Annotated in this window: 9 protein-coding genes, 1 other RNA gene and 1 riboswitch; of the genes, 5 read left to right on the forward strand and 5 right to left on the reverse strand. The window is 55.2% G+C overall.

Translation table 11 applies throughout. From position 1 onward, the window contains the following. Window positions 1–385: 385 nt before the first annotated feature. The 3 genes from ACZ5CE_RS12410 to ACZ5CE_RS12420 all read right to left on the reverse strand — a co-directional run bounded on the left by ACZ5CE_RS12410 (window position 386) and on the right by ACZ5CE_RS12420 (window position 4,155). On the reverse strand, window positions 386–1,576 hold the full coding sequence (locus ACZ5CE_RS12410) for a sialidase family protein (protein ID WP_464575223.1): 1,191 nt from the start codon (window positions 1,574–1,576) through the stop codon (window positions 386–388). Between the two features lie 97 nt (window positions 1,577–1,673). Then, a complete protein-coding gene (locus ACZ5CE_RS12415; protein WP_464575224.1) occupies window positions 1,674–2,519 on the reverse strand; it encodes a PA4780 family RIO1-like protein kinase in 846 nt (281 codons plus the stop codon). Between the two features lie 385 nt (window positions 2,520–2,904). Beyond that, window positions 2,905–4,155, reverse strand: a complete 1,251-nt coding sequence (locus ACZ5CE_RS12420; RefSeq protein ID WP_464575225.1) for a dicarboxylate/amino acid:cation symporter — start codon at window positions 4,153–4,155, stop codon at window positions 2,905–2,907. 550 nt (window positions 4,156–4,705) lie between these two features. Here ACZ5CE_RS12420 and ACZ5CE_RS12425 point away from each other — a divergent pair. Both ACZ5CE_RS12425 and ACZ5CE_RS12430 read left to right on the forward strand, forming a co-directional pair. After that, window positions 4,706–5,707, forward strand: coding sequence for an MraY family glycosyltransferase (locus ACZ5CE_RS12425; protein ID WP_464575227.1), 1,002 nt, complete (start codon window positions 4,706–4,708; stop codon window positions 5,705–5,707). A 1-nt stretch (window position 5,708) separates the two neighbouring features. Further along, complete coding sequence (locus ACZ5CE_RS12430; protein ID WP_464575228.1) at window positions 5,709–7,682, forward strand: polysaccharide biosynthesis protein; 1,974 nt, start codon at window positions 5,709–5,711, stop codon at window positions 7,680–7,682. Window positions 7,683–7,736: 54 nt separating this feature from the next. Here the strand turns inward: ACZ5CE_RS12430 and ACZ5CE_RS12435 are convergent, their stop codons facing one another. Then, a complete protein-coding gene (locus ACZ5CE_RS12435) occupies window positions 7,737–9,542 on the reverse strand; it encodes an ABC transporter transmembrane domain-containing protein (protein ID WP_464575229.1) in 1,806 nt (601 codons plus the stop codon). A gap of 106 nt (window positions 9,543–9,648) precedes the next feature. Next, entirely contained in the window at window positions 9,649–11,703 is a 2,055-nt protein-coding gene (locus ACZ5CE_RS12440) for a TonB-dependent receptor (protein WP_464575230.1), read from the reverse strand. Between the two features lie 135 nt (window positions 11,704–11,838). Continuing rightward, a riboswitch (cobalamin riboswitch) is annotated at window positions 11,839–12,109 on the reverse strand. Window positions 12,110–12,276: 167 nt separating this feature from the next. Here ACZ5CE_RS12440 and ACZ5CE_RS12445 point away from each other — a divergent pair. The 3 genes from ACZ5CE_RS12445 to ssrS all read left to right on the forward strand — a co-directional run bounded on the left by ACZ5CE_RS12445 (window position 12,277) and on the right by ssrS (window position 13,070). After that, entirely contained in the window at window positions 12,277–12,486 is a 210-nt protein-coding gene (locus ACZ5CE_RS12445; RefSeq protein ID WP_464575231.1) for a hypothetical protein, read from the forward strand. After that, window positions 12,473–12,781, forward strand: coding sequence for a cell division protein ZapA (locus ACZ5CE_RS12450; RefSeq protein WP_464575232.1), 309 nt, complete (start codon window positions 12,473–12,475; stop codon window positions 12,779–12,781). The genes ACZ5CE_RS12445 and ACZ5CE_RS12450 overlap by 14 nt, the downstream gene beginning before the upstream one ends. A gap of 110 nt (window positions 12,782–12,891) precedes the next feature. Then, a non-coding RNA gene (ssrS, locus tag ACZ5CE_RS12455) (6S RNA) lies at window positions 12,892–13,070 on the forward strand. The last annotated feature ends 9 nt before the right edge of the window (window positions 13,071–13,079 follow it).

Below are 13,079 nucleotides of genomic sequence, written 5' to 3' on the forward strand. Positions count from 1 at the left end.
CCTTCGCCTGTCTTTAATTTCTAATAACTACCAGCTTATGGATGCTGTTCTAGGGACTGTTGACATTTGTTACGCACCCGCGTTGCTGTGCGAAAAAGCGTGAGGGCAAGGCGCGAAGCGCAGGGCATAGCCGGCCTATGGCCCAGCTTTGCAACACCGCACCCACGTTTTTTCGTGCGCAATCCGGAGGGACGGGACGGAATTTCACCCAACCCATCGTTACTCGCCGCTTGCAGAGCTTACTCTGCTGTGCGGCTCGTACCTTGTTCCGACTGAGATCCATCGCCGTCGTGGGTGAGAAACAAGTGTTAACAGGCCCTAGTATGCTTTTAACATATCATGTCATTCTTTTTACCGGAAAACCGTTTTGTCCCCGCCCCTGAAATCATCTCCCGGTCAACCGGTCGAACCGCAAGACCCGCAGGCCTTCGGTTGCGGTATTCCACACCACCAGGACCTTGTTGCGGTCGATCAACGGAACTGGATAGTCGGTCGCCCCGGCGGATTCCATCAAACGCTGGGGTTCGCTCCAGGATTCTCCCGAATCATTGGAGTACATCATTTGTGCGGAGTAGGCGGTACCGTCGAACTCGCGCCAGGTCAGGAGAACCGTCCTGCCATCAGCGGCAACCCAGGCATGGTTTGCCTGCGCCGCGGCATTGCCGATAGCAAGCGGTTCCGATTGCCAGTTGCCTTCCATTCTTCTGTAGAACAATCCCTGGCGAACCGTTCCATTTGTAAACCAGGCGAGGTGCAACTGGCCCCGCCCATCGACCGCGATGCTGCCCCCGTTATGGGGACAGGCATCGATTTTCCATTCGTCGCGAGTGGCGCGGCGCACCCACCCTTTGTCCAGGTATGCAATGGCGAAGTCGCGCGTATTGGTATCGAAAATATTTCGCCAGAAAACTATCGGGCCCTCGCCGGTCCACGCCGTGGCGATACGGCAGCATTCGCATGTATGCTGCTGAAATCTCCGGTTAGCGCCGAAACTTGCGCCATTGTCACCGGACCTGGCGGTGTAAATCGATACGCCAGAAAACGCTTCGCCTTTTTCCTTTGCGGCATCCCGGTCGCGGGCATCCAGCCACGCCACAACCGCACCGCCTGTGCCATTGATCGCCAGCGTGTCGAAACGATGGCTGGTCACCCGGCCGTCATCATTCAAGGTAATGGGCGGGGAAAAGGTCCGGCCGGAATCGATGGAACGCGCAAAGCGGACATTTCCGGCATATTTCTGCGGAAGAGACTGTATCCAGGTCAAAAGGATAGTGCCATCGCGCGCCACGGCAATCTTCGGCCGATTTTCCCCATCCGCCGGGATATTTTCAGGTTCAGACGTAACCATGACCGGGCTGGAAAAATTCTCTCCCCCATCGTCCGACCAGGAAACCAGCAGGCGCTGATCTTCCACTTTCGCTACCCATAGCCGTCCCTGCTGATCCAGCGTGGCGCCAACCGCCAGTGTTGTTTTTGGAGGCCGGGGCTTGGCGGCATCCTGGCTCTCATCGGGGTCAGGATGGCTTGCAAGCGCGGCTGTCGCACTCAACATTAAAATGGCGATAATTCGGATCATGCCTGCCCCTCCAGCAAATGGACAGAGAATAATCCATTTCCGGATTCAGGGAAATGCGACAAATTGTCGCAGGCTCGGAACCGGAACCTTTGTCCTGTTATCCCCTCATTGCCTGCCTGTAAGGCTGCCGAGGACGTTCTCTCCTCAGCACATTCTTCGCGGCTCGAGCGACATTGGGCATATCAAAAGGATTTCGCTGTGCGTTTCCGCTCAAATTCACGTCAGGATGCAGATTGCCCCTCCGATAGAGAGACCATATTTCGTTTCCGTAGTCGGTCTCGAGCAATTCTGGCGCGAAGCAACCAAAATAAGCGGTCAGGTTATCCACGTCCCTGAGCAGCAGGCGGTGGGCATTGCTGTTGCTTGCAGCATCGACCGCCTGGGGCAGATCGATGATGACAGGCCCCTCCTTGCCGGCCAGCACATTGTATCTGGATAAATCGCCATGAACGATGCCCGCGCAAAGCATGCGTATCACCTGCCTGAGCAGATCCTGGTGATACCTGTGCGATTGTCCGGCCGTCAGCACTATGTCGTTCAGGCGTGATGCGGCATTCCCGTCAGAATCCGCCACCAGCTCCATGAGCAGCACGCCTTCGAAAAAGCTATGTGGCTGCGGTACACGGACACCTGCGGCCAGAAGCCGATGCAGGGAGTCCACTTCCACACTTTGCCATGCATCGTGCCGTACTTTGCGCCCATAACGCGTACCCTTGTCCAGGGCGCGGGCATGGCGGCTGTTCTTGATCTTGCGGCCCTCCATGTAGGCGATGCTGTGGCGAAAGCTGCGCCTGTCGATCTCCTTGTAGACTTTCGCGCAACGTATGTCCGCGCCACATCGAACCACGTATACCATCGCTTCCTTCCCGCTCATAAGTTGACAGATGACCTCATCCACCAGGCCTTCTTCAACGAGCGGTTCGATTCTCTTGGGGATTTTCATGACGATCCATTAGCGCGCAGGTTGCTCGCCTCCTTCAAAAGAAGATACTATCGGAAAGAAAAACCGATAACGACGCGGAAAAAGCACAGTCTTTCGGTGCCGCAAGCATTCCAGCTCTCCCGGTAGCGGCCTTTACCGGAAAATCCATATTCATCTGTCCACCGGATTAATTGTAGGGATGCAAGGCCGGCTTGGGAATGCGGCATATTGCCGCACCCGATGACCTCGCCTGGCGTCGGGATCAAGCTGATTGAGAGCTTGCGAAGAAAGCGCTGGACACTTGTTTCGCGCCCGCCGATTGGATTTTTTATGAGCAAGGAAGGGAAATTACAAGGAAAGTTGAAACAAGTTGGCTACGGGAAGGCACAGCAGGATTTGCGCGCCTTCAATCCTCGTCGCTCTTTGCCCATTTCTGCACCACCAGGCTGGCAACCATATCTCCTTCGACATTGACGGCGGTGCGGAAGGTGTCCAGGAACCGATCGACCGGCATCAGGATGGCTATGGCTTCGGCGGGAAGGCCCACCGATTGCAGCACCATCACCATGGTCACCATGCCCGCGCTGGGAATGCCCGGTGCGCCCATGGCGGCAATCATGGCGGTAACGAACACGATCATCTGTTGCGCCAGATTAAGCTCGACACCTGCCAGGTTCGCGATGAATAATGCTGCAGCCGCCTCGTAGAGCGCAGTGCCATCCATGTTGAGAGTAGCCCCGAGCGGAACGACGAAGCCGGCGATATCGCGCTTGACATGCAGGTGCTGCTCCACGCAGCGCAAGGTTACTGGCAAGGTAGCTGAGCTGGAGCTGGTGGCAAAAGCGGTGATCAATGCTTCCCGCGCTCCACGCCAGAATCTGAGCGGCGCCATGCGGGTGACGAGATAAAGAATCAACGGCAATACCACCATGCCATGAAGCAACGTTGTCCCAACCACCAGCACGACAAATTCTGCCAGCGTTCCCAACAAGGATATATCCTGGGTAGCGACCAGCTTCAACAGCAAGGCCATGATACCCAGCGGGGCAAGCCGCATTATCCAGCCCACCAGCATCAGCACCAGCTCCAGCAATTCCTGCAGCAGAACGAGGATATTGTTGTAGCGCTCGCCACCCACCACCAGCGCAATACCGAGTAACAGAGCGAAGACCACTACTGCCAGAACATTCCCCTGTGCCAGCGCGGCTACTGGATTCTGAAACAGCGAGCCCAAAAACTGGGAAAAGAACTCGGACAAAGGCAACTGTCTTGCCTGAAATTCCTGAATGGCATCCTGAAACATCGCAAGCTGCAGTCCATCGCCCGGCCGGAAAATATTGGCGGCTGCAAGGCCGAGCATGATGGCGATCATCATTGAAAACAGGAAGAAGCCCAGCGTTGCCTTCCACACCTTGTGGATCTGCCTGTGGGCGCGCAGATTTGCCACGCCTACAGCAATCGAGGTAAACACCAGCGGGATCATGACCATTTTCAGCAAATCGATGAATAAGGCGCCGACCAATCCCGCGGCATAAAGCCCGGCTTGGGTAATGGCTGATTCGCTCCCGGACGAGGAAATCCACAGCCCCAGCAGGATGCCGGCCAGCGCGCCCACGAGAATCTGGGTGTTAAGCGAAAGTGGTGAGCTTTTCTTCACATCGGGTCCTGCTTATGAAATACAATTTTTATCCGGAATCGAGCGACCTGTCCGCCATGGAATCAAGTATCCCTTTCAACCACCAGAACGATACCAGATTCGAATTTGAGAAACAGGAAGGAAGCCGGTTCAAGTTTCCCTTGATCCTGAGGATGGACTGGGCATCATCGTCGCTTATGCATCGAAAAGATGCATCGAGAAAGCATGCTCGCCGGTATCCTGTAGTTCCGTCCCACGCCACCGGTAGCCTGAACATTATCCACAGCAAACATCGCGCGATGTTTTAACCTGAATCCGGTAGCTGACCACTCATTTCCAGTTTAGAGCTATGATCCACAAAAACTTTCCGCGGTACTCGACGTTCACCTGTATGGTGAGTTCGCTACAGGGCAGATTGCGCGATTTTTGCGACACATGGCTGCGTTGCAACTCCCTGGAATGGAATGGCCGTTCCGCGTCGTTGCGTCTTGCCTTGCATCCCAAAAACCGCGCACTTTACCCTGTCCAACTGCCGGATTTAGGTTTAAGAAATCCCTGAGCAACCGGAATCATGATGACCGGCCTTTCTTTTTCACTTGCCACAATGTCCATGGCGCCATTGGTCGCATTTACCCTAACCCTGGGCTTGATCCGCTGGCTGATCAAGGGAACGGCGTTGCGGATACTGGATCATCCCAATGCCCGCTCCCTTCATGTCCAGGCCATTCCCCGCACGGGCGGAGTGGGCCTGATATCGGGAATACTCGCTTCCTGGGCATTTCTCCCTCCCTTGCTTCCCCTATCCATATGGATGGGCGTCATTCTTCTGGTACTGGTATCTTTCGCCGACGATGTCCTCAGCCTCCCAATCTGGGTACGGCTGCTGGCGCATATTATTGCGGCAACCTGCTTCTCCGCAGAATTATTGGCGGGGGAGCATGGCTGGCTGGTGGCATCGATTGCCGCGATGGCGATTACGTGGATGCTCAATCTGTATAATTTCATGGACGGTTCCGATGGCCTGGCTGGCGGCATGACGCTCATTGGATTTGGAGCTTATGGCTGTGCCGCCTGGCTGGCAGGAAATGAACCGTTTGCGATGATGAATTTCAGTATCGCTGCCGCAGCCGCTGCTTTTCTGTTATTCAACTTTCATCCTGCGCTTATTTTCATGGGAGATGCCGGCGCGATTCCCCTGGGATTCCTGGCCGCCGCATTGGGCGTCATCGGCTGGACCGACGGCCTCTGGCCTCTATGGCTGCCGGCGCTCGTATTCTTTCCGTTTATCGCCGATGCCTCGGTTACCCTTGCGAAACGCGCTCTGCATGGCGATAAATTCTGGCAAGCTCATCGCGAACACTACTATCAGCGTATGGTACAAAGCGGTCTTGGGCATCGCAATACCGCTTTGCTCGCCTATATCCTGATGCTGGCGGCGGCCGCCAGCGCGATATGGGCCGCAGGACATGATGTTGTCATCCAGTTTGGAGTGGGAGTTGCATGGACAGGAATCTATCTCGTCATGATGGGCATGTTCGACCGCCTTTGGGCCCGGCGCTGGGACAGCTTATAGCATGATTGCCCGAATTCCCAACATACGGACGATCATTGCATTTGTCCACGATTTATTCGCGGCGGCCATCGCATGGTGGCTCGCCTATTCGTTCCGTTTCAATTTTGAGATACCTCCTCTGTACCTCTCTTCCCTGAAAGAAATTCTGCCTTGGGTCGTGCCCGTGCATGCAATGACGTTTCTCGGATTCCGGCTTTATCACGGGCTTTGGCATTATGCGAGCCTGCCCGACCTGCGGCGTATCGTGCTGGCGATAATGATATCCGCCGGGCTGGTGCCGCTGGTGCTGTATATGATGCAGGTACTGGTAGGCGTTCCGCGCACCGTATTGCTGCTGGCCCCCATTCTGCTCCTGTTCATCATGGGTGGCGATCGGCTCGCGTATCGCTTATGGAAGGAACACAAGCTGTATGGGCGCAAAAAAGAAGAAAGCAAGCTCGTACTGGTCCTCGGCGCGGGAGACATGGCGGTCGGCCTGGTGAAGGAGCTTGCCCGAAGCGTGCAGTGGAGGGTAATGGGGCTGCTGGATGACGATCCGCACAAGCTGGGGCTTCTTCTGCATGGTTTCCGGGTATTGGGGAAAATCGATGAGCTGCCTGCCATCGCGAAAAGATTTGGCGTAGCTCACGCCATCATCGCCATGGCACCTTCCAGTCCGGATCGCCGCCATGTCCACCGTCCGGAAGTGGATCGCCGCCGTCCCGACCGTCTTCATCGAGATCGCCACCGCGCGCTGGAGCTCTGTTCGACCGCCGGGATAAAGGCGCTGATTGTTCCCTCTTATGAGGATCTGATCAGCGGAAAAATCACGGTCTCGCAAATCCGGACTGTCGAACCGGACGATTTGCTGGGACGCGACCCCGTGGTGCTGGATAACGAAGGCCTGCACGATCTGCTGGCGGACTCGACGGTTCTGGTTACGGGCGCTGGCGGTTCGATAGGATCGGAACTCTGCCGGCAGATTGCGCCATTCAAGCCTCGGCAACTGGTGCTATTCGAGCTGAATGAATTCGCGCTCTATAAAATGGAACAGGAATTTCTGACGGATTTCCCGGATGTCCCGGCGATATATACCATTGGCGACATCAAGGATCGGGCGCGAGTCGCGCAGGTATTCTCCCGGTTTCGGCCAAAGGTCGTTTTTCATGCGGCTGCGTACAAACATGTGCCTCTCATGGAGCAGGAGAACGCCTGGCAAGCCATCCTGAATAACGTTCTCGGAACCTATGTCGCAGGCGAAGCCGCAATCCGGCATGGTGTGGAAAAGTTCGTTCTGATCTCCACCGATAAGGCGGTCAATCCTACCAATGTCATGGGCGCCAGCAAGCGGCTTGCGGAAATGGTATGCCAGGCATTGCAGCAGTCGACTTGCCGTTCCGAAAACAATGAACAGAAAGCCGTGCCAGGCACCTCTTTTGTCATGGTGCGTTTCGGCAATGTACTGGGCAGCGCGGGCAGCGTCATTCCCAAATTCCGCGAGCAGATTGCAAGGGGCGGACCAGTCACCGTCACGCATTCGGAGATTACGCGCTATTTCATGTCCATCCCCGAGGCTACCCAACTGGTATTGCAGGCCGCGCTGATGAAAAAAAAAGGAGAGAGTGGAGAAATTTTCGTACTGGATATGGGAGCGCCCGTCAAGATTGCCGATCTAGCAAGAGACATGATCCGTCTATCCGGGCTTGGCGAAGAAGATATCAAGATCGTATATAACGGATTGCGTCCGGGAGAAAAGCTCCATGAGGAATTGCTGGCGGATGACGAAAACAGTTTGCCGACGCCTCACCCCAAATTGCGCATAGCCCGGGCACGCCCGGCGGATGGGCAATGGCTATCCAGTTTACTGATCTGGCTGCAAGCACATCCGATATTGAATGACGATGATGTCAAACAGGAACTGACCAGATGGGTGCCTGAATACGCGCGCCAGGAGCCTGACGATCAGGTACGCGCCATCGACCGGAATCCGGATTGACCGGGCAGGTCCCCCCACGACCAGTTTCCCCCGATTCACGCCAGACAACCGGTTTTAGCCCAGGTAGCTTTCCAGCCGGGTATAAGCTTCTTTTGTCGCGAGTAATTCCCTGCGAACCACCTCGGTGATACGGCCCTGGTGCAGCATCACCACACGATCCGCTTTTTCCACCGTGGATAGGCAGCGGGCGATGACAAGCGTCGTGCGTCCGTGCATTACGGTTCTCAACGCCGCCAGAACATGGTGCAGCGACTCCTGATCCGCCGACGGCTCGGCCACCTCATCGAAAATGAGGATAGGCGCATCTTTCAGCAGGGCCCTGGCGATGGATACCCGCAACTTCTGGCTCGCAGATAGCTGTATTCCCCGCTCTCCCACGACAGTCTGCAATCCCAGGGGCATATGCCTGATGAATTCCATGGTATGCGCTGCCTGGGCCGCCGCCATAACCCTTCCTTCGGTTGCACGGCCCATCTCGCCATAGGCAATGTTGGCAGCAACCGTATCACTGAATATCGTCGTTTTCTCGGATACCAGCGCGATATTGCCGCGCAAGCTGGCTAGCGTGAGATGCGCAATATCATGATCATCGAGCAGGATCCTTCCCGAAGTCGGGTCAATGAAGCGGAGGATCAGTTCTGCAAGCGTTGATTTGCTGCTTGCCGAAAGCCCTATCAAAGCAACCTGCTCGCCCGGCTGAATTGTCAGTTGGATGTCCTCCAGCGGGCCGCCTGGTTGAGGGATGTGGCACCAGCTCGATCCATGAGAAGACTGAGAATCGGGTTCCTTCGGAACCGAAGGCGGCCGAAAGGTGAGGTGCTCGAACTTGAGCTGCCCTCTGGCGCGCTCCATGCGAATCGTTCCGCTATCCGGTTCAGCTTTCTCATCCAGCAGCGAAAAGATGCGGGTAGCAGCCGCCAGGCCGGAACGCAGAAATTCATCCAGCCCGGCAATGCGCCGCGCCGCCGGAATCAGCATCAATATGGCGAAAGCAAAAGAAGCAAAGCCTCCCGCCGTCGTTTCCCCGGCAAACACCTGGCGGGTTGCAATATAAAAAACGATGACTGCCGCGATACCGGCTGCAACCTGCGCAAAAGAAATCGCCAGGGCCTCGGCAGCCGCTCGCCTCATGAGGGTATCGTGCACCTTGTCTGCCTCCTCCCGCATCCGGGCAGCCTGATACTGCTCGCCGGCATATAGTTTTACCGCCGCGTAATTCTCGATGGATTCCTTCAGGATACCGGTAACATGATCCGCCGCTTCGTATGCTTCCGTGGCCGCCCTTTTCAGGCGATCACTGATCAATTGCCCGATCAACACGATAACCGAGACCATCAATACAGCCAGCAGTGAAAGTTTCCAATTGAGATAGACCATCCATGCGAGCAGGCTTACGACAATGAAGCTGTCCCTTACCATGACCGTCGCCACATTCGTGAAGGAACTGACGAGCTGATCGATATCCGTTATCACTTTCGAAACCGGGTTGCCACCGCCGCGAAATGCGTAGTAGCTTGCCCGAAGCGTCAGCAGCTTATCGAATATCTCGCCACGCAAATCCTGCATCAGTTTATTTGCCAGCCAGGCCGTCGAATAAGCCGCGATAAAACCCGACATGCCGCGAGCGGCAAACAACACCATTATTGCCAGCAATACCAGTTGCATCGTTTCGACATCCTGTCCTGCGAGTACGCCATCCAGCGCCGGTACTGCCAGCGCGGCCAGCATGGGCGCTGAAGCGGCGGTTGCAACCATGCTTATTGCGGCAAACGCAAGCACGTGCCAATAGGGCCTGATGTATTCCTTCAAACAGGAATAAAACCGGGAGCCGCTCATGGTTTCCGCAGGTTGCATCAGCATGCTTCAGCAGGAATACGAAAAAAAGCAGGAGTGATCCGTAGAAACGGCATTATGTCACTTCTTGACGGAACAAAAAATGACCAGGCAGACAACACCGAATGACGATCTAATCAAATTGATATTTCAAGGTAATCCAGATATTGCGCTCACGCGCCGGAAGCGCATTGAAGCTCGTGCCTGATGCATTGCGGATACCGTATGAAAAATATTTCTCGTCGAATAAATTGTTGACGGCCATGCTGATCAGGAGTCTCTTCATCTGGTGTGTGAGCTTCAGGTCGACCGTCACATAATTCGGCATCCGCCGCGACGCGGTATTAGCCTGGTCATTATCGAATACCTGTTCGCCTATATAGTTCATGGCTGTTGCAAGACGGGTATTATCGGTAAACCGCACCGTGCCGCCGGCTGAAACCTTATGGCGAGGCACCAGCGGAATGATGTTTCCCGCAACGTCGACCCCGCCGAAAGTGCCTTCGCGAAAACGCGCATCGTTATAAGTATAGTTGCCAAATATATCTATCGCTCTTGTGACGGCCCAGGAACCTTCCAGCTCGACCCCCTGCCGCCGCGTGGGAGGCAGGTTTATATTGGAAAAAAACAGGAAAGGATCGATATTGATGAAGCTGATCTCATTATTGAGATTGATCCTGTACAGCGACGCGCGCGTCCGAACGGGTCCTTCCTGATATTCCAGGCCGATTTCAGCGGCATGCGCAGTTTGCGGTTCCAGCAGCTTGACAGCCGAATCGAACGAGGGGCCGCCAAACTGATTATAGGTTTCATCCACCGTTGCGATGCGGAAGCTTCGTCCAAATTTTCCATAAAACGAGAAAACCGTCTTGAAGGGCTGGCGCAGCCCCACATCGTAGGCGTAGACCAGCCGGTCCTGCCGCCCCCTGGCATAAGCCGCGGGGTTGAAACGATCGTTGACATTATTGTGTACCCATTGTGCGCGCCCGCCCAGCGTCAGCACCGTATCCGTCGGGAAAGTCGCGATATGCTGCAGGTAAACGGCCCGGTTCTGCTGGGTCGCAACCACATCGGTTTGCTGGATGTTTGCCGACAGGGCGCCCGGTACCGTCTCCGCTCCGGTGAAACGCCTGGAATGATAATCCCACCATTCCAGGTTGGCCCCCAGCACCAGTTCATGATTCAGCCCCATGCCCTGAAAAGGCATCTTGAAACGCGGATTGAACAGCCATACATCCGAACGGGTGTTGATAAATGTTTTGGAATTGAAAAAGTCGATAGCGTAGTCATCGAACAACGCCGTGCGGTGAATGTTTCGATAAGACAGGTCCGCGGCGAGATCACCCATGCCAACAGTATGCTCCGCCCTCATGGTGACGTAGGCTCCCTGGCGGGTGCTGAAATCCCGCGGTCTTGAGGTTCCCCTTCGGTCGGTTTCCAGTTGCGCTTCGGTGCGCGTGCCCGGCAGTCCCAGTTTTTGATCGTCCAGGCCAAACTTTACCAGAGTCCTGCCATTTGGCCCGAACGTATAGCGCAGGTCGCCCTGAAGATTTTTTTGATGCAAGACATTATTGACGCGATAATTGTCCGTTTCCAGGGCATTGGCGGTCAGTGCCAGCGCAAGGTTTTTTCCTGCCGCATTGAGTGCGCCGTTGAATTCGGTCGCGCTATAGCTTCCAATGGAGATTCCCCCGCTCCCCGAGATATGCTGCTTCGGAGCTGCCCGTGTCACGATATTGATCACCCCGCCGGTCGCACCACCCCCATAGGTAACCGCCCCGGTATTGCGCAGCACCTCGATGCGTTCTATGGAATCGAGCGGAATAGTGGACCAGCGTATGCCTACCAGTTCCTTTTCGTTCATCCTCTGGCCATCAAGCAGCACCAGGGTGTTCTCGTTGCCCGTAATGCCAAATCCCCGCATATCGATTTGCGGGTCAGGACTTCCGTCCAGGTTGCGGGTATGAATTCCGGCCAATTGCTGCAGCAATTCCGGCAGGGTGGATACAGCACTATTCTTTATCTGCTCCGCGCTGATAATGGAGACCCCTATGGGCAATTGCTCCACACGCTGCGTGAATCGTGTTGCCGTTACCACCACCTCCTCCAGCGGCTTCCCGAATTTTTCTTCCGATTCAGCCGCCAGTAGACAGACAGGCAGTGAGCAGCCAGGGATGGTCAAAACCATCCAGATTATTTTTTTGCACGGACCCATGGAATTTTCTTGTTGAGCGGACCCACCGTCCGCCATTGCAAACAAGGAAATACCGTGGAGAGATTTCTTGAACGAAGAGAATCGGTCAGGATACCGCCCCACGCGATATTTCCGTATGCGTTCGAGGCCGGTATCCGGGCTCGCAAGACTTGCGTACCGCCTTCCCATGAAAATTCACAGTGGCTGCTTGGCACGCCTACACTTGCTTACCGTTGCGGGGGCAGCCCAGGCATCCAGAAAATCTCTCAACAAGTCTTCGCGAGCCGCGTGATTCTGCGTCAAATCGCAGGCGAATGACTAATTCAGGATTGCCTTTACCTGGTTCCCGTTTAACTCGATCGCTCAAAGCGATCAAAGCACCTGAAACGTGGCGGAATTCTACCAGAAACGGCGCCCTCCGGCGCCCGAGCCTCGATATCCGAGCGGCTGCGCGGGAGACGTGGGAAAATGGGCAAAGGCGGCATCTGAAGATGAACGTGACCAGTTGACGCCGCGAGGACTTGAGAACTATAGTGGACCGATAAATATCCCAAGCACAGCATCCAGATGGAACCGGAACTAACATCCCTCGAAGAAAAAATCAACTACTTCGTGCAACTGTGCAAGCAATTACGTGCTGAAAACATGCAATTGCGCCAGGCTCTCGCAGGCGCAACCAGCGAGAACAAACAGCTCAACCAGAAGATAAGCGCGGCGGCTGGCCGGTTGGAAGCGCTGCTGTCACATATTCCTGAAGGCGACGATGAAACCAGGTAAGGTCATGGATGTGGCTATCATGGGCCGCGAATTCTGCGTCACCTGTCCTGACGACGAGCAGGAAGAATTGCTGCAGGCGGTAACCTATCTCGATAAAAAAATGCGTGAAATCAGGGATAGCGGCAAAGTGGTGGGCGCGGAACGCATCGCCATCATGGCGGCCCTCAACGTCACCCACGAGATGCTCGTCGCGAGAAACAGGGGGGACTTTGACACAGAGGAATTTAAGCGTAGAATCGATCGCATGCAGGCAGCGCTGGATGCGGTAATGCCGGAACAGGATAAACTGTTATAGCTGGCCGGGAATGTCCATGCGGGGGAAACTCCGGTTTCGATCCTGAAAACCAGAGGCGCCCGGTATCAAGGTAAAGTTGTCAGGACAAGAATCGGAAAGCGGATCAAGGTTGTTCCCTGCGGTGTTTGTTAAGGTCTATATTCTTTGAACCAATTTTTTAAGAACCGGTTACGAACCACAGCGATGCTGTTGTGCGAATCCTATACGGAAGCGCCTGATGCATCCGGCCAGTGACCAACTTGGACCTAGAGGTTCAAGATAATGACCTGACGGCATTTGCGGGGACTTTATTTTCGTA

Source organism: Nitrosospira sp. TNL200 (assembly GCF_055386305.1).